Below are 25,845 nucleotides of genomic sequence, written 5' to 3'. Positions count from 1 at the left end.
TTCTCCTACCCCTTTACTTCTTATTTTGTAGATTCCCTTTATACTCTATTGTTTACGTTTTTATACAGCTTACTTGCTTCTTTAGCGTTTCCTTGCTTTCATTACTACTTCACTTTCTAATTCCATCATTTCAAATGTATCACCGTTAAAGGATAATACCTTGAATTCCGCATATGGTGGTAAGTCTATACCTTCTTTCTCTGAGCCATGCTCTATAAACTTCTTATACTTGAAGGTAATTTCTTTTTTAATCCCGTCATACTTCCATTCACCTATCATATGAGTTTGATTACGCTCTTCCTTGTTTTCACTCTCATACATGAGGAAAGAACCATCTTTCTTTAAGTCAAAACCTAGATTAAATTCACCATTTCGATATGTACCCCAATCAGCTACTAACTCCTTACCGTTTGCAGAGATATTAACAGTCCCTTCATCAGAGTCTTTCTTTTCTTTCTGTTTCTTATCCATTGCTTTCTGTTTTGCCCCAGGATAATCTGCTTCAAAATCTTCGAATAAGGTTTCCAACAAACGAGGTCCGTAGTTTACATCATTCATACCTTTTTCTAGTACTTCTTTTAGTCTTACAGTACCAATTCTACCGTCGCCGAACTTTCTAATATCTTCTTCTACTCTATTTAATCCTTCTCTACTCTTTGTTACAGCTTCTTTAATGAGGTACTCCTGCTGCTCTTCATACTTTTTCGGTGCATTCATGCTTTCTAAATCATCCAATACAAGTCTCGTATCCGTAATGGCATCTATTGTAGGCTTTGTAATTGATTCACCATCTTCCATCATTGATTTAGCTTTTGCTTTTATGCTATCTATTTCTTGTTGTAAGTCTAAACGTAACTCAAATGCACGATTGACATATTCTTTTTCGGATAGTTTATTTGTACTCTTTTCTTTCTTATCTATATTATCTGTAGGAAAACCTTCTGTATCGTCTTTATCAGAGGATTGTTTGCCTGTATCTGTTTTCGTTTCTTTACTGTATGAGTCTAATTGTATGTCTTTTTTCGGTTTAGACTTTTTTTCCGCTTCTTCCTGCTTAGCCTTAATAGTTGCTAATGCACCTCTTAGTTGTTTTTCAATCTCTTCATCACTATAATGCATTTTTTTCATATCTTCTATCATTTTATCTGCTTTAAACTCTTTGTCTACCTGTTTAAACTCTGATTGAGTAAGTCCGTATGTTTCTGTTGTACAAGCTGATAATAACATGATAGGTAAAGCTAACGTTATAAGTCTTTTTGCTTTCATTATGAATCCCCCTTGATAACTAAAGCTTTCTTATTTCAATGTTTTTATTGCTTCTATAAACTTGTTTGAAGCCTCGTTCGTTAGGTTTAATCCTCTCATAAACTCTTCGCTTGCTATGTTGTCTATGCTAGTATATTGAATACTAATTGCATCTTGCATAGTCTTCATTGAGTCTAAAATAAGTTTATGAGTTTCTTCTTGTTTATAGGCTGGATCATGACTTGGTTTCAAGTTATCATACTTCTTTGTTACGTTTCTTAAGTATAATAGTGCGTTTTTATAACTATCTTTTGAAACACTTAAAGTGCTATCTTTAGTAACTATCGTAGATAGTTCATTCATGGCGCTTTCTAGTTCTTTGTTTAAGTCAAGTACAGAAGTTTTATAATCTACTGCTACTTGCATTTGGTTCTCCTTAACTGGAGTTTCCTTCGTTGAATCCTCTTTAATTGTAGTTTCTTTCGCTGTACTATCTTTAGGGTGGTCTTTAGACATATCACAACCAACCCCTAATAACATAAGTGGAAGTGCTAAACATATTAGTTTCTTTGGTATCATTATGTATACTCCTTTTTGAAATTATTGTAATTAATTAACATATGGAACCATACCATAAATTACATAAATAAGATATATGAATTTTTGTCTTTAAGAAAAATTTTTGAGTGTTTTACGGATATGAAAACGTGTATTATGGTTTAGAGAATCTCATATCATATGCTTTTTAAAAATTTCTCCCTTATCCCATCCTCAGTGTTTGGGATTTTTTATGCTTATAAAGGTTGAGGAACAAAATAGAAATTGACTACACAATTAATGTAATACCGTGAAATTTGTTTATTGTATTAATGAAGATTTCGATATACATGCTTGGAAATGAAAATAAATTTACAGATTGTGAAATGAATATATAATAGAAGAAAAAAGAAATATTTCTATTGTTATTACCCTATTGGCGTCAACCTCATGCGCCTAATGGCAACAAAAAACATCTACTTCGTTCCATTCGGTCAAGATGCACCAGAGAAAAAACCCAACTCAATGGTAGCTCGCATGGAGCTGCTGGAAGACACAGTATTAGAAGCACTGCAAGGAAAGCAATTGCAACCGGTGGTCGTAGAAAAATTCAGATATATGAATTAAAAAACGAAAAAAAACGGACAATTTTTGATGAAACCATCATTCTTACTGTAGAATATGATAAAATTAACGTTATTAAGATTAGAAGGGGTATTGTATACTCCTTCTGATTCTAAGTTATAGAAGGATTGGTATCTAGAAAGGGGCATAGTGATGGAAAAGCAAAAAACTTTTCATGTCGCTGTAGTTGGAGCAACCGGCGCAGTTGGTGAACAAATGTTAAATACTTTAGAGAAACGAGAATTTCCGATTGGGAAGTTAACGTTACTTTCATCTAAACGATCTGCAGGTAAGAAACTTGTATTTAAAGGCGAAGAATTTACAGTTCAAGAGGCAACTCCTGAAAGCTTTGAAGGAGTAGATATCGCACTATTTAGTGCTGGTGGATCTGTATCGAAACAATTAGCGCCAGAAGCAGCAAAACGCGGTGCGATTGTTGTTGATAATACAAGTGCATTCCGTATGACAGAAAACGTGCCACTTGTTGTACCTGAAGTAAATGAAAATGACTTAAAAGAACATAATGGCATTATTGCAAATCCAAACTGTTCTACAATTCAAATGGTAGTAGCTCTTGAGCCAGTTCGTCAGCAATATGGTTTAAAACGAGTAATCGTTTCCACATATCAAGCTGTATCAGGTGCTGGTGCGGCAGCTATTGAAGAACTTCATGAACAATCACAAGCAATCTTAAATGGCGAAGAAGTTAAGGCAAATGTTCTTCCTGTATCAGGTGATAAGAAGCATTTCCCAATTGCTTTTAATGCGATTCCACAGATTGATAAGTTCCAAGATAATGGATTTACATTTGAAGAAATGAAAATGATTAACGAAACGAAAAAAATTATGCATATGCCTGAATTAGAAGTAGCGGCAACATGTGTACGTTTACCAGTTGTATCAGGACACTCTGAGTCTGTTTACATCGAAGTAGAAAAAGAAGGCGTAACAGTAGCAGAATTAAAGAGCTTACTTGCAAATGCGGAAGGTATTGTTCTGCAAGATAATCCAGAAGAGCAGTTATATCCAATGCCAGCTACTGCAGTAGGTAAAAACGAAGTATTCGTTGGAAGAATCCGTAAAGATTTAAATAACGATAAAGGATTCCATCTTTGGGTCGTATCTGATAACTTATTAAAAGGCGCTGCATGGAATTCTGTTCAAATTGCAGAGCGCTTAGTAAAATTACAATTAGTGTAAACGGCTAAGAGAAGGTGCAAAATATGAAAATAATTGTTCAAAAATTTGGTGGCACATCAGTACGTGATGACAATGGACGTAAGCATGCGCTTCATCATATAAAAAAATCATTAGCTGCTGGTTATAAAGTAGTTACTGTCGTATCTGCTATGGGTCGTAAAGGTGAACCATATGCAACGGATACGTTATTAAGTCTTGTAAATCAAGAGGAATCTACTATTTCTAAACGTGAGCAAGATTTATTATTATCGTGCGGAGAGTTAATCTCTGCAATTGTTTTCTCTAATATGTTGAATGAGAACGGTATAAAAGCAGCAGCATTAAATGGTGCACAAGCTGGTTTTGTAACGAATGATGACTTTACGAATGCAAAGATTATTGAAATGAATTGCGATCGTATACATGAAGAGTTAGAAAATGTAGATGTAATCGTCGTTACAGGATTCCAAGGGCAAACGAAAAAAGGTGATACGACAACACTTGGACGCGGAGGTAGCGATACTTCAGCTTCAGCATTAGGTGTTGCGCTTCATGCTGAATACATCGATATATTCACTGATGTAGAAGGTGTTATGACTGCGGATCCTCGTATTGTAAAAGATGCACGTCATCTTCAAACTGTAACGTATAACGAAATTTGTAACATGGCTTATCAAGGTGCGAAAGTCGTTCATCCACGTGCAGTTGAAATTGCGATGCATGCAAAAGTACCGCTTCGTGTACGTTCTACGTATTCTGAGAGTGAAGGTACGCTTATTTCAGCATATGACGGTGCTACAAGAGGTCGTGATGTAGAAGAACGTCCTGTTACAGGTATTGCCCACGTATCAAACGTAACGCAAATTAAAGTGCTTGCAAAAGAAACGGCATATGATTTGCAGCAACATGTGTTTAAAGAAATGGCGAACGAAGGAATCAGTGTCGATTTAATTAACATTTCACCTACTGGCGTAGCATATACGGTGAGTGATAATGTATCAAGTCATGCAGTTAAATTATTAAAGAACCTTGGATATGAGCCAATTGTGACAGAGCATTGTGCGAAAGTATCTATCGTTGGAGCTGGAATGGCAGGATACCCAGGGGTTACTGCGAAAATCGTTACAGCTTTAGCAGAAAAAGGTATTCAAATTCTGCAATCGGCAGATAGTCATACAACAATTTGGGTTCTTGTAAAAGAAACTGATTTAGTGGAGGCTGTAAATGCATTACATAGTGCGTTTGAGCTTTCAAAAGAAAAGCAACTGGAACAATAAGGAGTGAGACCATGATAGATTTTGGGACAATTGCAACTGCGATGGTAACACCGTTTGATATAAACGGTAATATCGATTTTGCGAAGACAACGAAATTGGTAAATTATTTAATTGATAACGGTACAACAGCAATCGTGGTAGGAGGAACGACAGGCGAATCTCCTACATTAACTTCAGAAGAGAAAGTAGCGTTATATCGCCATGTCGTATCTGTTGTCGATAAAAGAGTGCCCGTAATCGCTGGAACAGGTAGCAATAATACGCATGCTTCTATTGACTTGACTAAAAAGGCAACAGAAGTTGGTGTGGATGCAGTAATGCTAGTAGCACCGTATTATAACAAGCCGAGTCAAGAAGGAATGTATCAGCATTTTAAGGCAATTGCTGAAAGCACGCCGCTTCCGGTTATGCTATATAACGTTCCAGGACGATCTATTGTACAAATCTCCGTTGATACAGTTGTTCGTTTATCAGAAATAGAAAACATTGTTGCTATTAAAGATGCCGGCGGCGATGTGTTAACAATGACAGAAATCATTGAAAAAACAGCGGACGACTTTGCGGTATACAGCGGTGATGACGGTTTAACGTTACCGGCTATGGCAGTTGGAGCGAAAGGTATCGTTTCGGTAGCATCTCATGTCATCGGAAACGAAATGCAAGAAATGATTACAGCATTTCAAGCAGGAGAGTTTAAGAAGGCGCAAAAATTACATCAATTACTTGTAAGAGTAACTGATTCGTTATTTATGGCGCCAAGTCCAACTCCAGTAAAAACAGCGTTACAAATGGTTGGATTAGATGTAGGTTCTGTACGTTTACCACTTCTTCCATTAACAGAAGAAGAAAGAGTAACGTTACAATCTGTAATGCAATCTATTCCTCGTTAATAAAAATGACCTAGTGTGGAACTAGGTCATTTTTTTATTGATATGAAAATGTTTGAATCTGTTTTAATGTGAATCTTTTGTAAAATGATTTTAGGCTCGCCTTTCTCGTCTGTATATGACCCTATATAGAAAACATTTTATGTTGAAAACGAGTATATTACGCTACGCGTTCTCTACTGGCTAAAGTATGATATGGTCCTTTCGTTAATTTTGTTTCAACCTCTTGTTCTCGATAGTGACTGTCAAATCCCGCTAAAAATTTAACCTTATTAAATTTTTAGCGGGATTTTGTAATTCATAGCTTTTTGTCATGTAATGCAATGTTTATAAGAAAAGGATCTTACATCTTTAATTTTGTTGAAAAGTAGTTGCTGGTACAGAAAATACTTTCGGTTATGTTTTTATAGGAATTGCCTCAAATATGACGTAATCTATAAAAAAGCTTCATTTTATAAGTGTTTTTGTGCGATTCAAGAAAAAAATCTAGGAAATCCATCAAATGAAAGTAATTTAAAGTATTTAGGGTAGTTTTTTCCAAATAACATGGAGTATAAAAGCAGCGGAAATAAGCCATATACTTTTAGTGCTGTTCCTTTCTTTTACTTTTTCTTTCGCACGATTTAACTTGTGTTCTATTTCTTGTATCAGGTATAATATGGCTAAGTAGCTTAGTACGGGTATGCTTAGCAAAATTGGTAAAAATTATAATTTAATTACATTTTCATATCATATCGAATAAGATATTTGATTTATATAATGAAAGAGAGGTGAAACCTGGTTTAAAAAATAAACAAGGACATGATATCGCATAACGGTAAGGACATTCGTCTTGGACGGTGAATATATGGTGGTTGTAGAGTTTCCCCTGGTGTCTCTGCAATTTTAGTGAAATCAGTGTTTGCAAGATTTTTAAACCAGGCAACAACATGAAGAGAAAAGAGAATGAGTCTGTTAAAGTATTTGCTCTTGGTGGAGTAGGTGAAATCGGGAAAAACATGTACTGTGTTGAAATTGATTCTGAAATCTTTATTGTGGATGCAGGGTTAATGTTCCCGGGAGATGAAATGTTTGGAATTGATATCGTTATTCCTGATATTACATATTTAGTGGAAAACCAAGAGCGAGTAAAGGGTTTATTTATTACTCACGGTCATGAAGATCATATTGGTGGTATTGTTTACGTACTTCGTAAATTATCTATTCCAGTGTATGCAACGAAATTAACAGTAGGACTTATACAAGAAAAACTTGGCGAAGCGGGTATGTTAGGTCGTGTAGACTTAAAAACAATCGATTCAAATTCAACAGTAGAGTTTAATACTACAACGGTGTCATTCTTTGGAACGACACATAGTATTCCAGATTCTGTTGGTGTTTGTTTCCATACATCAAAAGGTGCAATCGTATATACAGGAGACTTTAAATTCGATCAAACTCCAATTGGAAATAGTGGAGCAGACCTTGGGAAAATGGCTCAAATTGGAAATGAAGGCGTACTTTGCTTATTATCTGATAGTACAAACGCAGAGCGCCCAGGTTATACAGGTTCTGAAAAAGAAGTTGGTGTAGAAATTTCTAAAGTGTTCTACGGCGCAGAAGGTCGTATTATCGTTGCTTCATTTGCATCGAATGTACATCGTATTCAACAAGTATTTGATGCAGCTGCCGAAACAGGGCGAAAAGTAGCGGTAGTAGGACGTAGTATGGTGAAAGTAGTAGACATTGCAAGACGTCTTGGTTATTTAGATGTTCCAGAAGGTATGGTTATTTCATTACAAGAAGTAGACAACTTCCCAGAGAAAAAGGTAGCTATTTTAACGACAGGTAGTCAAGGTGAACCGATGGCTGCTCTATCTAGAATGGCAAAACAAGCACATAAACAAATTTCAATTCGTAAAGGTGATACTGTTATCATTGCTGCTTCGCCAATTCCGGGTAATGAAATATCTGTATCAAAAATTATTGATTTGTTATTTAGAGCTGGAGCTGAAGTTGTTTATTACGGCGAAAGAAAAGTTCATGTTTCAGGTCACGGTAGCCAAGAAGAATTAAAATTAATGTTAAATTTAATGAAACCGAAGTACTTTGTACCCGTACATGGTGAGTTCCGTATGCAAAAAGCACATGCGTATTTAGCTGAAGATGTAGGTATTACAAGAGAAAATATCTTTATCGTAGAAAAAGGCGATGTAATTGCTTTTGGTGACGATGAAGCGAACTTAGTCGGTAAAGTACAAGCTGGTAATGTTTTAATTGATGGATTAGGTGTAGGTGACGTTGGAAATATCGTTCTTCGAGATAGAAAGATGTTATCTCAAGATGGAATATTAGTAGTAGTTGTAACGCTTGGTAAAGATGAAAAGAAAATTATCTCTGGTCCAGAAATCATTTCACGTGGTTTCGTATATGTTCGTGAGTCAGAAGCGTTAATTGAACGATCTACAGAGATTGTACGTATGATTGTTGAGCAGTCAATTAAAGAATATTCGATTGAATGGTCAATGTTAAAACAAAATATTCGTGAATTATTAGGACAGTTCTTGTACGAAGAGACAAAGAGAAAACCTATGATTTTACCGATTATTATGGAAGTATAAAAAAGATCACCCTTATGGGTGATCTTTTTTTTCTTTTTAACCCTATCGAATGAAATTTATAACTTAAGAAATAATAGTTATATACGAGTGAAAGGGGATGCGAAATGACAGAACGTGATCGATATACAAATGAAGAAAAAGAAACTGAGCCAAAAGAAGCTGGAAAAGAGGCTTCAATAGTAGAAAAAATTCAACAGCTTGGACAGACAAATGTACCACAGATGAATGAATCACGTATTCATTGTTTAACGATTATCGGACAAGTGGAAGGTCATGTTCAATTACCGCCGCAAAATAAAACAACAAAATACGAGCATATCATTCCGCAAATTGTTGCGATTGAACAAAATCCGAAAATTGAAGGTTTGCTTTTAATATTAAATACGGTTGGAGGTGACGTTGAAGCTGGACTAGCAATTTCAGAAATGGTAGCTTCACTTTCAAAACCAACAGTATCTCTAGTTTTAGGTGGGGGACATTCCATCGGTGTACCGATTGCTGTTTCTACTGACTATTCGTTTATTGCGGAAACTGCGACGATGACAATTCATCCAATTCGTTTAACAGGTCTTGTCATAGGTGTGCCGCAAACATTTGAGTATTTGGATAAGATGCAAGAAAGAGTTATTCGTTTTGTGACGAAGCACTCGAAAGTAACAGAGGATCGTTTTAAAGAGCTTATGTTTGCGAAAGGAAATTTAACGCGAGATATTGGGACGAATGTAATTGGTGGAGATGCAGTAAAGTACGGTCTTATAGATGATGTTGGTGGTATTGGAAATGCGATTCGAAAATTAAACGAATTAATAGATGTTCGCGCGGAAGGTAGTGCAGAAGGGACAATGTTACAATGATTTTATATACAATTATGCCAGAGCAACTTGTGTATCCGGCCAATTATTCACAATGTGAAAGTCAAAAAGTTGTAAATATAAATGGTGTGGAATTAATGGTTTCTGAAGAGGAACATGGGTGTTATTCTATTGTACGTGTGCTAAGTACGGACCCACTTCACTATTTAGAGTTTGAGCCCGGTCAGAAAATAACCTTTTAGCAAAAAGAAGGATTTTGTTTAGAAGCTATGGTATAATATAAAAAACAAGACGGTTGAGCAGCCATGAGTAGGCTGCTTTCTTCTGTTTATTTAGCATTTTACAAGAAGTGTAAAAATAGAAGATATAAAGACCTGAAAAATAGAGAAAACAGACATATAAATAGAGCATTTTTAGGGGAGCTTTACTTATATGTAGAACACGAGGTGAAGAAATGGCAAAACAAAAGCAAAGAGGGACGAAGGCAAAGGCAAGACGTACGATAAAGCCAACTTTGTATTATGAAATCGTCGGTTTAACTCTTTTTGCACTTTCAATCATTACGATTTTACAGCTAGGCGTTGTAGGGAAATCGTTTGTGTTATTTTTTCGCTTCTTCTTTGGTGAGTGGTACATAATTGGTGTGTTAGGTGTAATAGCTTTATCGGTTTCCTTTGTTATAAAACGCGGATGGCCGAACCTTTTAAATAAACGGTTAATTGGATTTTATTTAATTGTATTGGCAATATTAATGTTTAGTCATATTACATTATTTAACCTTCTTACAAAAGATGGAGCAGTGCAAAATACTTCTGTTATTGTGAGTACGAAAGATAACTTCTTTCTTGAAATGAAAAAAGGGCCAGATAGCGTTCATTTAGGCGGTGGTATGTTTGGTGCGCTTATGTTCGCGACATGTTACTTCCTATTCGACGAAGTAGGAGCCTATATCATTGGGATTATTTTAGTTATTCTCGGGGTACTCTGTATAACAAATAAACATATTGGAGAAGTGTTAGCTCCAGTTGGTAGAATTCTTAGAAGTCAATTTCAAGTGATGCAAGTGGATTATAAAGATTGGAGATCCAAAAGAACGGCTGAACAAACAGAAAAGAAAAAAACAACAAGAAGTACAAGAAGCAAACGTGCTGCAGAACAAGAAGAAGTGATTGAGCCGATGGAAGAAATCCAAATTGATCCGCCAATTATTTCAAATTTCACTGAGAATTATCCTGCAAATGAAGAAGAGGATAAACGAATTGAAGTAGAGCAAGAAGATTTGATCACTTCACCGTTTATTGAAGAGACTCCACCAATTGAAGAATCAAAGAAAAAGCGTGGAGAAAAAATCGTTGAATCGTTAGAGAGTGAAGCGCAAGCACCTCCTATGCAATTTTCAAATGTAGAAAATAAAGATTACAAGCTTCCTTCACTTGATATATTAAAATTTCCAAAGAATAAGCAAGTTACAAATGAAAATGCGGAAATTTATGAGAATGCTCGTAAATTAGAACGTACATTCCAAAGTTTCGGAGTGAAAGCGAAAGTAACAAAAGTGCATAGAGGTCCTGCAGTTACAAAATATGAAGTGTATCCTGATATGGGGGTAAAGGTAAGCAAAATTGTCAGTTTAAGTGATGATTTAGCCCTTGCATTAGCTGCAAAGGACATTCGTATTGAGGCGCCAATTCCCGGGAAATCAGCTGTAGGGATCGAAGTTCCGAACTCAGAAGTTTCGATGGTAACGCTGAGGGAAGTTCTTGATTCTAAGGCTAACAATCATCCGGAAGAGAAGTTGTTAATTGGTCTTGGCCGAGATATTACAGGTGAAGCTGTATTAGCCCGTTTAAATAAAATGCCCCATTTACTCGTAGCTGGTGCGACAGGGAGCGGGAAAAGTGTATGTATTAACGGTATTATTGTTAGTATTTTAATGCGTGCAAAACCACATGAAGTAAAATTAATGATGATTGACCCGAAAATGGTAGAGTTAAATGTATATAACGGTGTGCCTCATTTGTTAACACCAGTTGTAACTGATCCGAAAAAAGCATCGCAAGCATTGAAAAAAGTTGTGAGTGAGATGGAACGTCGTTATGAATTGTTTGCTCATAGTGGTACACGTAACATTGAAGGATACAACGATTATATAAAAGAGCATAATAGTCAATCAGAAGCGAAACAACCCGAATTACCGTATATTGTAGTAATTGTGGACGAGTTAGCAGATTTAATGATGGTTGCTTCGTCTGATGTAGAGGATGCGATTATGCGTCTAGCGCAAATGGCTCGTGCTGCTGGTATTCATTTAATTATTGCAACGCAACGTCCGTCAGTTGACGTTATTACGGGTGTTATTAAAGCGAATATTCCATCACGTATTGCATTCGCTGTATCTTCTCAAACAGATTCTCGTACAATTCTTGACGGTGGTGGTGCAGAGAAGCTACTAGGTCGTGGCGACATGCTGTTTATACCAATTGGTGCATCGAAACCTGTACGTGTACAAGGTGCATTTTTATCAGATGATGAAGTTGAGAGAGTTGTAGAATATGTTATTGGACAGCAAAAAGCACAATATCAAGAAGATATGATTCCGCAAGATGTTCCTGATACGAAGCAGGAAGTAGAAGATGAATTATATGATGAAGCGGTTCAACTTGTAGTGGAAATGCAAACAGCATCTGTTTCTATGCTACAACGTAGGTTTAGAGTAGGTTATACGCGAGCTGCTCGTCTAATTGATGCAATGGAAATGAATGGTGTAGTAGGTCCATATGAAGGTAGTAAACCGAGAGAAGTACTCATTAATGATGTACAAGAAAAAAGTTCTTAAAAAAGCCTAATTGTTTTTACAATTAGGCTTTTTTATATAGTGTTTTTGTTATATACTATACTCAGCAATAAAGAAAGGGCTTACATTTAGAGGGTATCTTTAGAATACGAATACTTTGAGTATGTTTTATGTAAATGTTCGATATTTAATGCAGAAAAATGTTGGATTTTGTTGACACGTATGAGAGCAAGTGGTAAGATTACTTCGAAAAGAATCACTGCCTCATATAATCTTGGAGATAAGGTCCATAAGTTTCTACCTGGCAACCATGAATTGCTAGACTATGAGGGGAAAAGTGTGTAACAAAGGATGTAAAGGATCTTTGTGCCGAACTTTTTCTCGAAATGAGGAATGTTTATGGTGCAAAGTTTTTTTTATACAGTAAAGAGTGAAAATTTCATTTTAAAAAATTATTATTATTTATTCGACAATTGCGCTTATTTTTAGTGGTTAGTCATTTGTACTATGTTGTAAGTTGAAAAAAGAGAAAAGAAGTCTTACATCAGAGGTCGAATAATTGAAATGCGGGGGAGTCTTATGTCAGTAAAATCCGATAGTCGTCACCTATATTTACGGGTGATTGATCACATCAAAGAAAAAATTAAAGATGGGGCTTATAAAGAACGACAAAAGTTACCATCAGAGTTTGATTTAGCGAAAGAACTTGGCGTAAGTAGAGCGACTTTAAGGGAAGCGTTACGTATTTTAGAAGAAGAAAATGTTGTCATTCGTAGACATGGTGTAGGGACATTTGTAAATGCAAAGCCATTATTTTCTTCTGGAATAGAACAACTTTCTAGTATTACAGATATGATTTCTAGTGTGGGGAAAACACCAGGAACGATCTTTTTATCATCATCTACTACAACTTTAACAGAAGAGGAAAAAGAGAAGTTTAATAGTGAAGATGGTTTCAATGCAGTGATGATTGAACGCGTGCGTACAGCAGATGGGGAACCTGTTGTATATTGTATCGATAAACTTGCAAAAGAAATATTGCCAGATTTATCGGGTTACAATGAGGAGTCATTATTAACGGTGATACATAATAACACGCATAAGCGCATAACATATGCGGTTGCTCACATTGAGCCAATTGGCTATCACCCTAAAATCTCACCGATTTTAGAATGTGAGCCTGAAACAGCACTGCTTGTATTAAAACAAATGCACTATGATCAAAATGATGAGCCAATCTTATATTCTATCAATTACTTTAGAGCTGATAAGTTTAGCTTCCACGTATTAAGAAAGCGTATGTAGGTAAGTTCCTTTTTAGGGAGGTGACAGCAAGAAGTAAGGGACAGCAGCGAAAGAATAAAAAAATATATATCATTTTTGGAGGGGTTTCTAGTATGAAGAAAAAAGCAGGTCTTTTATTATCATTAACATTAGCAGCAAGTACAGTTTTAGGTGCATGTGGTAACTCGGATAAGGCAAGCAGTGATAAGAAAGACACGAAAGACTTCAAGGTCGGTATGGTAACGGATGTTGGGGGCGTTGATGACAAATCGTTCAACCAATCGTCTTGGGAAGGACTAAAAAAGTTTGGTAAAGATAACGGATTAAAGGAAAAGACAAATTATCGTTACCTACAGTCTGAAAAAGAAGCGGATTATATTCCAAACTTAAAGAAATTTTCAAAAGATAAGTATGATTTATCTTTCGGAATTGGTTATAAATTAGAAGGTGCAATTAAAGAAGTAGCAAAAGAATCTCCAAAACAACAATTTGCAATCGTTGATACTGTAGTAGATGCACCAAACGTAACGAGCATTACATTTAAAGATCATGAAGGATCATTCCTTGTAGGTGCGGTAGCAGCTATGTCAACAAAATCGAATAAAGTAGGATTTGTTGGTGGGATGAAGAGTGATTTAATTAGTAAATTCGAAAATGGATTTAAAGCGGGTGCAAAAGCAGTAAATCCAAACATTGAAATCGTATCTGAATATGCAGAAGCATTCGATAAACCTGAAAAAGGTACAGTTCTTGCATCAGCAATGTATGGTCAAGGCGTAGACGTAATTTATCATGCTGCTGGTGGTACAGGTAACGGTGTATTCACTGAAGCGAAAAACCGTAAGAAAAAAGGTGAAAATGTTTGGGTAATCGGTGTTGACCGTGATCAAAACCAAGAAGGTATGCCTGAAAACGTAACATTAACTTCAATGGTAAAACGTGTAGATATCGCTGTTGAAAAAGTAGCGCAAGAAGCGAAAGACGGTAAGTTAAAAGGCGGTAAAGTAGAAGCGTTTGGTTTAAAAGATGACGGTATTGGTATTTCAAAAACAACTGATAACGTGAAAAAAGTTAACCCTGAAATTTTAACAAAAGTAGAAGAATTTGAAAAGAAAATTACAGACGGTGAAATTAAAGTACCGGCTACAGATAAAGAGTATAAAGAATATGAAGCTTCTCTAAAAAAATAAATAGAGAAATAGCAAAGGTTAGTTCATAGAACTAACCTTTGTATGTATAAAACTTCCGAATTGCTTAATAAGTTAATAGTGTAATAGGGAATGTTCCCTGTTAAAAGGAGGAACACAATGGAATACGTAATTGAGATGAATAACATTACGAAAGTATTCCCAGGCATTGTAGCGAATGATGATATTACGCTGCAAGTAAAGCAGGGTGAGATACATGCTTTACTTGGAGAAAATGGTGCAGGGAAATCCACATTGATGAATGTACTATTTGGTTTGTACCAACCAGAACAAGGTGAAATTAAAATTAAAGGAAAGTCTGTAAATATTACCAATCCGAATGTGGCAAATGACCTTGGTATTGGAATGGTTCATCAGCACTTTATGCTTGTTCATAATTTTACAGTTACAGAGAATATTATTCTCGGAAATGAACCGAGGAAAAAAGGGAAAATTGCTGTTGAGGAAGCTGCTAAAGAAATTCAAAAACTGTCTGAACAATACGGTTTAGCTGTAGATCCATATGCGAAAATACAGGATATTTCAGTGGGTATGCAACAGCGTGTTGAGATTTTGAAAACTCTTTACCGCGGTGCAGAAATTTTAATATTTGATGAACCGACAGCTGTGTTAACACCACAAGAAATTCATGAGCTAATTCAAATTATGAAAAAGCTTGTGCAAGAAGGAAAATCTATTGTTCTTATTACACATAAGTTGAAAGAAATTATGGAAGTTTGCGATCGTTGTACGATTATTCGTAAAGGAAAAGGAATTGGAACGGTTGACGTTGCAAATACGGATGAAAATAAACTTGCAGAATTAATGGTCGGACGTCAAGTGAATTTTAAAACAGAAAAAATAGACGCGAAACCAAAAGAAGAGGTACTTTCAATTGCAAATCTTGTTGTTCACGATGCACGTCAACTACCTGCTGTAAAAGGCCTTGACTTAACTGTTCGTGCGGGGGAAATTGTTGGGATTGCAGGGATTGATGGAAATGGACAAAGTGAATTAATAGAAGCAATTACTGGTTTACGAAAAGTTGAGTCAGGTTCTATTGCAATTAAAGGGAAAGAAATAACAAATTGGCCTGTTAGAAGAATAACAGAAGAAGGAATTGGTCATATTCCAGAAGATCGTCATAAACACGGACTCGTCCTTGATTTTTCTGTTAGAGATAATATAGTTCTGCAAACGTACTATAAGAATCCGTTTTCAAAGAAAGGGATTTTAAATTTCAGCAAAATTACAGAAAAAGCAAAGGCTCTTATTGAACAGTTTGATGTACGTACACCTAGTGAGCAAACTTTAGCACGCGCTCTATCTGGGGGAAATCAACAAAAAGCAATTATTGCACGTGAAGTAGACCGTGATCCAGATTTATTAATCGCAGCACAGCCAACACGTGGTTTAGATGTAGGAGCAATTGAATTTATTCATAAGAGATTAATAGAGCAAAGGGATAAAGGGAAAGGTGTATTACTTTTATCACTAGAGTTAGATGAAATCTTAAATGTTAGCGATCGAATTGCTGTTATTTATGAAGGGAAAATTGTAGCAATAGTTGATGCGAAAGAAACGAATGAACAACAGCTTGGATTGTTAATGGCTGGGGGAACAAAGAAGGAGCAGGTGGGTACAAATGGCTAAAAAACTTTTAACAGAACGAACGATAAATATTTTAGTCCCAGTACTATCCGTTATTTTTGGCTTACTTGTCGGAGCGATTGTAATGTTAGTTAGTGGTTATGATCCAATTGTAGGTTATAGTGCACTTTGGACAGGGATGTTCGGTAGCGCAAGTGCGATTGGTGAAACGCTTCGTACAATGATACCGCTTATTCTTGCTGGTTTATCAGTGGCGTTTGCATTTCGTACAGGTTTATTTAATATCGGGGTAGAGGGTCAATTGCTAGTTGGTTGGCTTGCAGCGGTTTGGTTCGGTTATGCAGTTTCACTACCAGCTTTCCTTCATATTCCATTATCTATTTTATTCGCAGCATTGGTAGGAGGAATTTGGGGCTTCATTCCTGGATATTTAAAAGGAAAGTTTCAAGTTAATGAGGTTATTGTAACAATTATGATGAACTATATCGCATTATATGTAACATATGACATCATTAAGCGCTTTTTACATGAAGGTAATGATAAAACGTATGACATTAAAGAGAGTGCATCACTATCTTCAGACTGGCTTGCTAGCATTACTGATGGTTCGCGTCTTCACTGGGGAATTATTGTAGCAATATTAATCGCTATTTTAATGTGGTTCTTATTAGATCGAACAACTTTAGGCTACGAATTAAAGTCGGTAGGATTTAATCAGCATGCTTCTCAATATGCAGGTATGAAAGTTTCTCGTAATGTAGTATTCTCCATGACAATTGCTGGTGCATTTGCGGGGATTGGTGGAGCGATGGAAGGATTAGGAACATTCCAGAGTATGACCGCGATGTCTTCGTTTACAGGAGTAGGATTTGATGGGATTGCCGTAGCATTACTTGGAGGGAATAATCCGTTTGGTATAATCCTTTCAGCTTTATTATTTGGTGGTTTGAAAAGTGCTTCCCCTCAAATGAACTTTGAGGCAGATGTACCATCAGAGCTTATTAATGTAATTATTGCATGTATCATCTTCTTTGTTGCATGTAGTTATGTGTTAAGATGGGCGCTTACACGCATGAGCAAGGAGGGGAAATAAATGAGCTTTTTAGATATATTAGCCATTCTTGTGACAGGTACGTTATATACATCGGCACCTATCATTTTCACAGCACTAGGTGGAGTATTTAGTGAACGATCGGGTGTTGTAAATATCGGATTAGAAGGACTAATGCTATTTGGTGCATTTATTGGAGTTGTTACAAACTTATTAATGGGTGATACTTGGGGAACGATGACCCCGTGGATTGCGTTATTATTTGCGGCAATTGGTAGTGGATTATTTGCATTACTTCATGCGGTAGCTTCTATTACATTCCGAGCAGATCAAGTTGTAAGTGGTGTAGCAATTAACTTCTTATCTCTTGGTTTAACGGTATTTGCAATTAAGAAGATTTTTGATAAAGGGCAGACTGACTTTATTCAGTATCGTATTGAAAAGATTGATATTCCAGGCCTTTCGGATATTCCGGTTTTAGGGAAAATATTTTTCTCGAATGTACCAATAACGTCGTATATTGCCATTATTTTAGCATTCGTTGTTTGGTATGTTATTTATAAAACACCGTTCGGTCTTCGTCTACGTGCTGTTGGTGAACACCCAATGGCAGCGGATACGATGGGGATTAACGTATATAAAATGCGCTATATTGGAGTCTGTATTTCAGGAGTGTTTGCTGGAATTGGTGGAGCGATTTTTGCAATGTCAATTTCTAATAACTTCTCAGGGGCAACTATTACAGGACAAGGTTTCTTAGCTTTAGCTGCTATGATTTTTGGGAAGTGGAATCCACTAGGCGCACTAGGTGCAGCTCTATTCTTTGGTTTTGCGCAATCTCTTAGTGTAACGGGCGGAACAATTCCTGTATTAGATCAAATTCCAAGTGTTTTATTAACGATATTACCATATGTATTCACAATATTAGCGCTTGTTGGTTTTGTAGGTCGTTCTGAAGCTCCGAAAGCATTAGGAACTCCTTATGAAAAAGGAAAACGATAAGTATTTTATAAGTATAAAAAAGCTCGCACATTAGTGTGGGCTTTTTTACATAGAATATATTTAATACGGAATTTTACTATGTTCCTTACATATTAAAGTTTTTAGAAAGAATCATATGTAAGCATAATAAGGGAGAAAAGTTGATTTTTTATTTCTAAAAACTGTATATTGAAGAGGAATATTCCTATATACGTAAAGGAGGGCTATAAATGAAACTAATGGAACAACAACTACATGAGTTAGGTGGTTTGCGCGTACATATTATTCCGACTGATAAATATAAAACGAATACCTTTGTATTTCGTTTTAAAGCGCCTTTAAATGAGGAGACGGTGACAGAGCGTGCCCTATTGCCATACGTATTGCAAAGTGCCACAGAAAAATTACCTTCTGTAATTCGTCTTCGTCAATATTTAGAAGAATTATACGGGTCTTCTTTAGCGGTAGATGTAAGTAAAAAAGGGGAAGACCATATTATCTCCATTTATGTAGACATTGCAAATGAAGTTTATTTACATGATGCACCACCGTTATTTGAAAAAGCGCTTTCTATGTTGTCTGATATTGTGTTACATCCAGCAACCGAGGGGAACGGTTTCCTATCTTCTATCGTAGAAAGTGAAAAAAGAGCACTGTTACAGAGAATTGAAGCTACTTATGATGATAAAATGCGTTATGCAAACGAGCGTTTAATTGAAGAAATGTGCAAAGTAGAACCGTATCGTTTAAGTGCAAATGGAAAAAAAGAGAGTGTTGCTTCTATTACAAATGAAAGTCTGTATCAATATTATCAAAAGGTGTTAGCGGAAGATGAGATGGATCTATATATTATTGGTGATATTTCAGAAAACGCCGTTGATCTTGTAAGTAAGTATTTTTCTATTTCAGCTCGTCCAGTGAGAGAAAGAAATGTACTCCTTCATAGACGAAATAATGAAGAAAAAGAAGTTGTTGAAAAACAAGAATTAAAACAAAGTAAATTACACATCGGTTATCGTACATTTGTCACATATAAAGATGAAGATTATTTTGCATTGCAATTGTTCAATGGATTGTTTGGTGGTTTTTCTCATTCGAAGTTATTCGTAAATGTGCGTGAAAAAAATAGTTTAGCGTACTATGCAGCATCGCGCTTTGAAAGTCATAAAGGTTTATTATTTGTTATGTCAGGAATCGAAGCGAAAAATTATGAAAAAGCAGTTGAGATTATTAAAGAACAAATGCTTGCGATGCAAAACGGAGAGTTTTCTGAAGAAGAAATACATCAAACAAAAAGTGTCATCCAAAATCAAATATTAGAGGCGATTGATACACCGCGTGGATTTGTAGAAATGCTATATCATGGTATTATTTCAGATCGTACACGTCCAGTTGAAGAATGGCTTACAGGTATAGAAAGTGTAACAAAAGAAGAAATTGTAAAAGTAGCTAAAAATATTGAACTAGATACAATTTACTTTTTACAAGGAACGGAGGGAGAGTAAATGGAAAAAATTGTTTATGAGCAATTAAAAGAAACACTCTATTATGAAAAACTTCCTAATGGATTAGATGTATATGTTTTACCGAAACAAGGATTTAATAAAACATTTGCGACGTTTACGACGAAATATGGTTCAGTAGATAATACATTTGTACCATTGGGGAAAGAAGAAATGATTCGTGTGCCTGATGGGATTGCACATTTTCTTGAGCATAAATTATTTGAAAAAGAAGATCACGATGCTTTCCAATTGTTTAGTAAACAAGGAGCATCGGCAAATGCTTTTACATCCTTCACACGAACAGCTTACCTTTTTTCATGTACTTCAAACGTAGAACAAAATTTAAATACATTGCTAAACTTCGTGCAAGAGCCTTATTTCTCTGAAAAAACAGTTGAAAAAGAGAAGGGGATTATTGGGCAAGAAATTCAAATGTATCAAGATAACCCAGATTGGCGTTTGTACTTTGGGTTAATTGATAGCTTGTTTGTAAAACACCCAATTAAAATTGATATTGCAGGCACAATCGAATCTATTAGTAAAATTACGAAAGATTTATTATATGAATGTTATGAAACATTTTATCATCCGAGCAATATGTTATTATTTGTTGTGGGTGCAATTGATCCAGAGAAAACAATGGATTTAGTACGTGAAAATCAAGCGGAAAAAGATTATAAAAACCAGCCAGAAATTGTGCGTTCATTTGAAGAGGAACCAAATGAGGTAAATGAAAAGAAAAAAATTATTTCAATGCCTGTGCAAACACCGAAATGTTTAGTTGGTATTAAAGCGACTAATTTAAAAGAAAAGGGGCAAGCGCTTTTAAAACAAGAAATTGCGCTTACGTTACTCTTAGATTATTTATTTGGAAAAAGTTCTGTTCATTACGAAGCTTTATATAATGAAGGACTTATTGATGATTCATTCTCGTATGACTATACAGAAGAAAATAACTTCGGTTTTGCAATGGTTGGTGGTGATACGAAACAACCTGATGAATTGGCAGATCGTTTAAAAGATATTTTATTAAAAACAGATTATGATCAATTAGATGCGGCGGCATTAGAACGAGTGAAGAAAAAGAAAATTGGTGGTTTTTTACGCTCGTTGAATTCACCAGAATATATTGCAAATCAATTTACACGATATGCGTTTAATGAATCTAGTCTATTTGATGCATTGACTGTATTAGAAGGGCTGACGGTTCAAGACTTACAAGAAGTAGCAAAATTATTGTTATCAGAAGAAAAAATGAGTGTTTGTCAGGTGTTACCGAAAAAATAACATTTTAAAGATACCCTCATCTTATCATTGAAAAATTGTAAGATGAGGGTATTATTTAGTTGTGTGAAAATTGAACTTGTAGAGATAAGAGAGGGAATTTATGAAAAAGTATGCGTTAGTAACTGGAGGGAGCGGAGGGATTGGCTCTGCTATTTCGAAACAATTAATTCAAGATGGATATACAGTTTATGTTCATTACAATAACAGTGAAGGAAAGGTATTGGAATTGCAGAAAGCATGGGGAGAAGTTATCCCTGTTCAAGCGAATTTGGCTTCTAGTGATGGAGCAGAGCAATTGTGGGGACAAATTGAACACCCTATTGATGTTATTGTATACGCAGCTGGGAAGAGTATTTTTGGACTAGTAACAGATGTAACAAACGAAGAATTGGGTTATATGGTAGAACTTCAAGTGAAGAACGTATATAAATTACTTTCAATGGCACTTCCGCCTATGATCGGGAGGAGAAGTGGTAATATTGTAATTATTTCATCTATATGGGGACAAATAGGGGCTTCTTGTGAAGTGCTGTATTCAATGGTAAAAGGGGCGCAAAATTCATATGTGAAAGCTTTAGCGAAAGAAGTTTCTTTAAGTGGATTACGTGTGAATGCAGTAGCACCAGGAGCAATTGAAACGGAAATGTTAAGTGTTTTTTCTGAAGAAGATAAAATGGGAATTGCTGAAGATATACCATTAGGTAGAATAGGATTACCAGAAGAAGTAGCAAAAACAGTTTCATTCCTCGTATCACCAGGAGCATCATACATAACTGGACAAATCATCGGAGTGAATGGCGGTTGGCACTGCTAAAAATTTCTTACATAAAAAATGAACAGTTGCACAAATTAAGGATGATTTTATTACTCAATAGTGAGGTGCTTAATTATGTCAGTATTAGATAATTTTGATCAGTGGAAGAGCTTTTTAGGAGATCGTTTAGAGCAAGCGCAAGGAAAAGGTTTAGACGGCGGTGCGGTATCAGATATGGCATTTCGTGTTGGCGACTACCTTGCTAATGAAGTAGAAGGGCGCAATGACCAAGAGAAATTATTAGCTGAGCTTTGGAAAGTTGCTGATGAACAGGAGCAACATACAATTGCAAACTTAATGGTTAAGTTTGTACAACATAAGTAAAAGTAGAGAGGAGATTCTCCTCTCTACTTTTTTTGTATAATAATTACACAGGATAGATTATACATTTAGCTTCCCTATTAAGGTGAAATCATATAATATAGTACGTAGGTGTAAAGTAAGCAAGGGGAGTGATCTTGGATGATTGAATGGTATTTTGAATATGAAATACATAAAAACCGACCTGGCTTGCTTGGTGACGTTTCTTCGTTAATCGGTATGCTCGGCATTAATATTGTCACAATTAATGGTGTAGATAATGCACGACGTGGGTTACTTCTTATGTGTGATAATCAAGAGCAAATCTCTAGACTTGAATCAATTTTAAATACGATGGATAACATAACGGTAACGAAATATCGTCCGCCCAAGCTAAGAGATAAGCTAGCGGTTAGGCATGGTAGGTACATACAACGAGATGCAGATGATAAGAAAACATTTCGATTTGTGCGTGATGAATTAGGCTTACTTGTAGACTTTATGGCAGAAATTATGAAAAAAGAAGGCCATAAACTAATTGGGATACGCGGAATGCCTCGTGTCGGAAAAACAGAATCCATTGTTGCTGCAAGTGTTTGTGCAAATAAAAGGTGGTTATTTGTATCATCTACTCTTATTAAGCAAACTGTTCGTAGTCAATTAATTGAAGATGAGTATAGCGATGACAATATTTTCATCCTAGATGGAATTGTGTCAACGAAGCGTGCCAACGAAAGACATTGGCAGCTCGTTCGTGAAATTATGAGATTGCCTGCAACGAAAGTTGTGGAACATCCTGATGTATTTGTGAGTCAGTCAGAATACACATTGGATGATTTTGATTATATTATCGAGTTGCGTAACGATTATGATGAAGAAATTCAATATAATTTAGTAGATGAAATTGAGCAAGGTACGCAAAATAATTTCTCTATGTTTGACTTTTAAAGAAATATTGAGGTGTTAGTAGTGACGGAATTGGGACAAAAGCTGAAAGAAGCAAGAGAAGCGAAAGGCTTGTCTATTGATCAGCTGCATGAAATTACAAAAATTCAAAAACGCCATCTAGTGGCAATTGAAGAAGGCAATTATGATGTATTGCCAGGAGCTTTTTATGCGCGTGCATTCATTAAACAATACGCAGATGCTGTTGGATTAAATGGAGAGGAACTGCTTGTAGAACATCAGAGTACGATACCACAATCTGAAAGGCGTGAAGTTCCACAAGTATCAACGGGACAAAAAACACAAGAAACAATGCAAAAATCTTCATCATGGCCAGTTGCAGATCACATGCCGAAAATCTTAGTTGCGCTGTTAGTAATCGCGGTTGGAGTCGTAATCTGGTTTGTGTTTCAAGCGTTAACTGGAAAAGATGATGAAAAAGTTCCGAGTGCTCAAAGTGAGAAAATTGAAGTTCAAAAAGCGAAAGATTCTCCGTTAGATACGAAGAAAGCGGAAGAGCCAAAGAAAGAAGAGCCAAAGAAAGAAGAACTAAAGAAAGAAGAACCAAAGAAAGAGGAGCAGCCAGCACCACCAACTGGACAGCAAGAAGTGAAAGTAGTTGGAACAACTGGTAAGGTATCTACTTTGGAAATTCATAATAATAAAACGTTAGAATTGGAAATTTCAGCGAAGGGTGCAAGTTATGTAGATGTTAAGGATGATGCGGGTAATGAAATTCTAAACACTACAGTACAAAGCGGTCAAACAGAGAAACGCGATGTATCAACATTAAAAGAAGTACGACTTAATATTGGAAGTGCACCGAATGTTGAAATTAAACTGAATGGCCAAGTGCTTGCTTTCCCGTTAGATCCACAAAAAGAATATCACCAAAGATTGGTGATTAAAAACCAAGGGATAGAGCAACCTGCACAATAACAGTCATCGCTTCGATGACTTTTTTTTCGATGAACAAATGTTTTTGATATGATGGAGGAATAGCTGTGAATTTACCAAATAAAATTACAATATCTAGAATCTTCTTAATTCCAATTTTTATGGTAATTATGTTAGCGCCCTTTGATTGGGGTTCATACAAAATTGGTGATGTTGATTTGCCAATTCAACATTTAGTAGGGGCACTTATCTTTATCATTGCTTCAGCTACAGATTGGATTGATGGACATTACGCAAGAAAGTATAATCTTGTAACGAATTTAGGAAAGTTTCTTGACCCATTAGCTGATAAATTACTTGTTTCAGCAGCACTTATTACATTGGTAGAGATGCAATATGTACCGGCTTGGATTGTTATTGTAATTATCAGTCGTGAGTTTGCTGTAACAGGTTTACGTCTTGTACTTGCTGGAACAGGGGAAGTAGTTGCGGCAAATCAGCTAGGGAAAATTAAGACATGGACACAAATTATTGCGATTGCAGCATATTTATTACACGATGTACCTTTAAATTTAATCCATATTCCAGTTGCTGATATCTTCATATGGATTGCATTAATCTTTACTGTTATTTCAGGATGGGATTATTTCTGGAAAAATAGAGCTGCTTTTGTAAACTCAAAATAGAAGTTTATGGGGGAATTAGGATGAATGCTGAGATTATTGCGGTTGGAACTGAATTATTACTTGGACAAATTGCAAATACAAATGCCCAGTTTTTATCTGAAAAGTTAGCTTCAATTGGAATTAACGTGTACTATCATACTGTTGTTGGTGATAATAATAAGCGACTGCAAAAGGCGATTGAAGCTGCGGAAGAACGTGCTGATATACTTATTTTTACAGGTGGATTAGGACCGACAAAAGATGATTTAACGAAAGAAACGATAGCGGCTAGTTTAGATGAAGCGCTTGTGTATGATGAAAAGGCATTAGCCTTAATAAGTAATTACTTTAAGCGTACAGGCCGTGAATTTACGGAGAATAATAAAAAGCAAGCGCTCGTCTTAAATGGAGCAACAGTATTTGCAAATGACCACGGTATGGCGCCTGGTATGGGGGTAAATAAGAACGGAAAAGTTTATATTTTATTACCAGGGCCGCCAAAAGAAATGAAACCAATGTATGTAAGTTACGTGGAGCCTTTTTTACGTAATTTTACAACAGGAGAAAACATTTATTCCCGTGTGCTTCGTTTCTTCGGTATCGGGGAGTCCCAATTAGAGGTGAAAGTTCAAGATTTAATTGATGGACAAACAAACCCAACAATCGCCCCGCTAGCAAATGATGGAGAAGTGACATTACGTTTAACCGCTAAGCATCAAAATGTTAGCGAAGCGGAGAAACTAATTCAACATGTGGAAGATTTGATTTTAGAAAGGGTAGGAGAATTTTTCTACGGATATGACCAAGAATTTTTGCATTATAAGGCAATCGAGTTATTGAAGAGAAAAGGGTTAACTTTAGCATGTGCAGAAAGTTTAACAGGTGGTCTTTTTGGAAATCAAGTAACTGAAAATGCTGGTGTTTCTTCTGTATTTAAAGGCGGTGTCATTTGTTATCATAATGATGTGAAGCAACATGTATTGCGTGTGCCTGAAGAAGTGTTGCATACTGATGGTGCAGTTAGTAAAGAATGTGCTCATTATCTTGCTGAAAATGTTAAGGATTTATTAAAAGCGGATATCGGAATTAGTTTCACTGGGGTAGCAGGGCCAGATGCTTCAGAACAGAAAGAGCCAGGAACAGTATTTGTTGGATTGGCGATTAAAGGTGAACAAACTGCAGTTTTTCCTCTTAATTTAAGTGGAAGTCGTCAACAAATTAGAGAACGCTCGACAAAATATGGATTTTATCATTTATATAAAAAGCTAGAAGAGATATAAGTTTCTTCTAGCTTTTTTTATAGTTAAATTACGTATTTATGTAATGGAAAATAAAAAAATCGAATAAATGTTCGATTTTTGTT

The 25,845-nt window shown here is 35.9% G+C and carries 22 protein-coding genes, 1 pseudogene and 1 riboswitch; of the genes and pseudogenes, 21 read left to right on the top strand and 2 right to left on the bottom strand.

What is annotated here, in order from left to right; translation table 11 throughout:
- Positions 1-81 precede the first annotated feature (81 nt).
- Both BCG9842_RS18660 and BCG9842_RS18655 read right to left on the bottom strand, forming a co-directional pair.
- Positions 82-1,266: a DUF3994 domain-containing protein gene (locus BCG9842_RS18660; protein ID WP_000644995.1), complete on the bottom strand. Its 1,185-nt coding sequence runs from the start codon at positions 1,264-1,266 to the stop codon at positions 82-84.
- Positions 1,267-1,296: 30 nt separating this feature from the next.
- Entirely contained in the window at positions 1,297-1,824 is a 528-nt protein-coding gene (locus BCG9842_RS18655; RefSeq protein ID WP_000612422.1) for a hypothetical protein, read from the bottom strand.
- 396 nt (positions 1,825-2,220) lie between these two features.
- Between BCG9842_RS18655 and spoVFB the strand changes: the two are divergent.
- The 21 genes and pseudogenes from spoVFB to BCG9842_RS18550 all read left to right on the top strand — a co-directional run.
- A pseudogene (spoVFB, locus tag BCG9842_RS18650) lies at positions 2,221-2,409 on the top strand (dipicolinate synthase subunit B); the annotation flags it as partial.
- Between the two features lie 150 nt (positions 2,410-2,559).
- Positions 2,560-3,606, top strand: coding sequence for an aspartate-semialdehyde dehydrogenase (asd, locus tag BCG9842_RS18645; RefSeq protein ID WP_000414846.1), 1,047 nt, complete (start codon positions 2,560-2,562; stop codon positions 3,604-3,606).
- Between the two features lie 23 nt (positions 3,607-3,629).
- Positions 3,630-4,862, top strand: a complete 1,233-nt coding sequence (gene dapG / locus BCG9842_RS18640; protein ID WP_000692456.1) for an aspartate kinase — start codon at positions 3,630-3,632, stop codon at positions 4,860-4,862.
- Positions 4,863-4,873: 11 nt separating this feature from the next.
- Positions 4,874-5,752: a 4-hydroxy-tetrahydrodipicolinate synthase gene (gene dapA, locus BCG9842_RS18635; RefSeq protein ID WP_000564763.1), complete on the top strand. Its 879-nt coding sequence runs from the start codon at positions 4,874-4,876 to the stop codon at positions 5,750-5,752.
- Positions 5,753-6,678: 926 nt separating this feature from the next.
- On the top strand, positions 6,679-8,349 hold the full coding sequence (locus tag BCG9842_RS18630; protein ID WP_000823089.1) for a ribonuclease J: 1,671 nt from the start codon (positions 6,679-6,681) through the stop codon (positions 8,347-8,349).
- A gap of 104 nt (positions 8,350-8,453) precedes the next feature.
- The gene (gene tepA, locus BCG9842_RS18625) at positions 8,454-9,203 is read left to right on the top strand and encodes a translocation-enhancing protein TepA (RefSeq protein WP_000139825.1); all 750 of its coding nucleotides are present in this window, start codon (positions 8,454-8,456) and stop codon (positions 9,201-9,203) included.
- Positions 9,200-9,403, top strand: a complete 204-nt coding sequence (locus BCG9842_RS18620; RefSeq protein ID WP_000605034.1) for a YlzJ-like family protein — start codon at positions 9,200-9,202, stop codon at positions 9,401-9,403. Before tepA ends, BCG9842_RS18620 begins: the two co-directional genes overlap by 4 nt.
- Before the next feature lie 212 nt (positions 9,404-9,615).
- A complete protein-coding gene (locus tag BCG9842_RS18615) occupies positions 9,616-11,997 on the top strand; it encodes a DNA translocase FtsK (protein ID WP_001118795.1) in 2,382 nt (793 codons plus the stop codon).
- Positions 11,998-12,199: 202 nt separating this feature from the next.
- Positions 12,200-12,301, top strand: a riboswitch (purine riboswitch).
- Positions 12,302-12,534: 233 nt separating this feature from the next.
- Positions 12,535-13,260, top strand: a complete 726-nt coding sequence (locus BCG9842_RS18610) for a GntR family transcriptional regulator (RefSeq protein WP_000114182.1) — start codon at positions 12,535-12,537, stop codon at positions 13,258-13,260.
- 92 nt (positions 13,261-13,352) lie between these two features.
- On the top strand, positions 13,353-14,429 hold the full coding sequence (locus BCG9842_RS18605) for a BMP family lipoprotein (protein ID WP_000725767.1): 1,077 nt from the start codon (positions 13,353-13,355) through the stop codon (positions 14,427-14,429).
- A 117-nt stretch (positions 14,430-14,546) separates the two neighbouring features.
- Entirely contained in the window at positions 14,547-16,079 is a 1,533-nt protein-coding gene (locus tag BCG9842_RS18600; RefSeq protein WP_000456928.1) for an ABC transporter ATP-binding protein, read from the top strand.
- The gene (locus tag BCG9842_RS18595) at positions 16,072-17,130 is read left to right on the top strand and encodes an ABC transporter permease (protein ID WP_001085255.1); all 1,059 of its coding nucleotides are present in this window, start codon (positions 16,072-16,074) and stop codon (positions 17,128-17,130) included. Before BCG9842_RS18600 ends, BCG9842_RS18595 begins: the two co-directional genes overlap by 8 nt.
- Positions 17,131-18,090: an ABC transporter permease gene (locus BCG9842_RS18590; protein WP_000008857.1), complete on the top strand. Its 960-nt coding sequence runs from the start codon at positions 17,131-17,133 to the stop codon at positions 18,088-18,090.
- A gap of 209 nt (positions 18,091-18,299) precedes the next feature.
- On the top strand, positions 18,300-19,574 hold the full coding sequence (gene yfmF, locus BCG9842_RS18585) for an EF-P 5-aminopentanol modification-associated protein YfmF (RefSeq protein WP_000772416.1): 1,275 nt from the start codon (positions 18,300-18,302) through the stop codon (positions 19,572-19,574).
- Positions 19,575-20,861, top strand: a complete 1,287-nt coding sequence (gene yfmH / locus BCG9842_RS18580) for an EF-P 5-aminopentanol modification-associated protein YfmH (RefSeq protein ID WP_000411972.1) — start codon at positions 19,575-19,577, stop codon at positions 20,859-20,861.
- Positions 20,862-20,961: 100 nt separating this feature from the next.
- Entirely contained in the window at positions 20,962-21,675 is a 714-nt protein-coding gene (ymfI, locus tag BCG9842_RS18575; protein WP_000759625.1) for an elongation factor P 5-aminopentanone reductase, read from the top strand.
- Positions 21,676-21,750: 75 nt separating this feature from the next.
- Positions 21,751-21,999, top strand: a complete 249-nt coding sequence (locus BCG9842_RS18570) for a DUF3243 domain-containing protein (protein ID WP_000114444.1) — start codon at positions 21,751-21,753, stop codon at positions 21,997-21,999.
- A 138-nt stretch (positions 22,000-22,137) separates the two neighbouring features.
- Positions 22,138-22,923 (top strand): DUF3388 domain-containing protein, encoded by a 786-nt coding sequence (locus BCG9842_RS18565; RefSeq protein WP_000574107.1) that lies wholly within the window; start codon positions 22,138-22,140, stop codon positions 22,921-22,923.
- Positions 22,924-22,944: 21 nt separating this feature from the next.
- Positions 22,945-23,859, top strand: a complete 915-nt coding sequence (locus BCG9842_RS18560; protein WP_000137465.1) for a helix-turn-helix domain-containing protein — start codon at positions 22,945-22,947, stop codon at positions 23,857-23,859.
- A 65-nt stretch (positions 23,860-23,924) separates the two neighbouring features.
- Positions 23,925-24,503 carry a CDP-diacylglycerol--glycerol-3-phosphate 3-phosphatidyltransferase gene (gene pgsA / locus BCG9842_RS18555; RefSeq protein ID WP_001052967.1) on the top strand — a complete coding sequence of 193 codons (579 nt, stop codon included), beginning with the start codon at positions 23,925-23,927 and terminating at the stop codon, positions 24,501-24,503.
- A gap of 20 nt (positions 24,504-24,523) precedes the next feature.
- Positions 24,524-25,762: a competence/damage-inducible protein A gene (locus tag BCG9842_RS18550; protein WP_000990683.1), complete on the top strand. Its 1,239-nt coding sequence runs from the start codon at positions 24,524-24,526 to the stop codon at positions 25,760-25,762.
- Positions 25,763-25,845: the final 83 nt, after the last annotated feature.

The sequence above is a fragment of the Bacillus cereus G9842 genome, from assembly GCF_000021305.1.
Lineage (GTDB): Bacteria > Bacillota > Bacilli > Bacillales > Bacillaceae_G > Bacillus_A > Bacillus_A thuringiensis_S.
This window is presented reverse-complemented; position numbering and strand designations above follow the sequence as displayed.

Coding starts and splice junctions, on each gene's coding strand:
- BCG9842_RS18615 (WP_001118795.1), top strand. CDS start 9,616: ATGGCAAAACAAAAGCAAAGAGGGACGAAGGCAAAGGCAAGACGTACG.
- ymfI (WP_000759625.1), top strand. CDS start 20,962: ATGAAAAAGTATGCGTTAGTAACTGGAGGGAGCGGAGGGATTGGCTCT.
- yfmH (WP_000411972.1), top strand. CDS start 19,575: ATGGAAAAAATTGTTTATGAGCAATTAAAAGAAACACTCTATTATGAA.
- dapG (WP_000692456.1), top strand. CDS start 3,630: ATGAAAATAATTGTTCAAAAATTTGGTGGCACATCAGTACGTGATGAC.
- BCG9842_RS18610 (WP_000114182.1), top strand. CDS start 12,535: ATGTCAGTAAAATCCGATAGTCGTCACCTATATTTACGGGTGATTGAT.
- BCG9842_RS18565 (WP_000574107.1), top strand. CDS start 22,138: ATGATTGAATGGTATTTTGAATATGAAATACATAAAAACCGACCTGGC.
- tepA (WP_000139825.1), top strand. CDS start 8,454: ATGACAGAACGTGATCGATATACAAATGAAGAAAAAGAAACTGAGCCA.
- BCG9842_RS18620 (WP_000605034.1), top strand. CDS start 9,200: ATGATTTTATATACAATTATGCCAGAGCAACTTGTGTATCCGGCCAAT.
- yfmF (WP_000772416.1), top strand. CDS start 18,300: ATGAAACTAATGGAACAACAACTACATGAGTTAGGTGGTTTGCGCGTA.
- BCG9842_RS18550 (WP_000990683.1), top strand. CDS start 24,524: ATGAATGCTGAGATTATTGCGGTTGGAACTGAATTATTACTTGGACAA.
- BCG9842_RS18595 (WP_001085255.1), top strand. CDS start 16,072: ATGGCTAAAAAACTTTTAACAGAACGAACGATAAATATTTTAGTCCCA.
- BCG9842_RS18590 (WP_000008857.1), top strand. CDS start 17,131: ATGAGCTTTTTAGATATATTAGCCATTCTTGTGACAGGTACGTTATAT.
- BCG9842_RS18605 (WP_000725767.1), top strand. CDS start 13,353: ATGAAGAAAAAAGCAGGTCTTTTATTATCATTAACATTAGCAGCAAGT.
- BCG9842_RS18630 (WP_000823089.1), top strand. CDS start 6,679: ATGAAGAGAAAAGAGAATGAGTCTGTTAAAGTATTTGCTCTTGGTGGA.
- BCG9842_RS18655 (WP_000612422.1), bottom strand. CDS start 1,824: ATGATACCAAAGAAACTAATATGTTTAGCACTTCCACTTATGTTATTA.
- BCG9842_RS18600 (WP_000456928.1), top strand. CDS start 14,547: ATGGAATACGTAATTGAGATGAATAACATTACGAAAGTATTCCCAGGC.
- asd (WP_000414846.1), top strand. CDS start 2,560: ATGGAAAAGCAAAAAACTTTTCATGTCGCTGTAGTTGGAGCAACCGGC.
- BCG9842_RS18570 (WP_000114444.1), top strand. CDS start 21,751: ATGTCAGTATTAGATAATTTTGATCAGTGGAAGAGCTTTTTAGGAGAT.
- dapA (WP_000564763.1), top strand. CDS start 4,874: ATGATAGATTTTGGGACAATTGCAACTGCGATGGTAACACCGTTTGAT.
- BCG9842_RS18660 (WP_000644995.1), bottom strand. CDS start 1,266: ATGAAAGCAAAAAGACTTATAACGTTAGCTTTACCTATCATGTTATTA.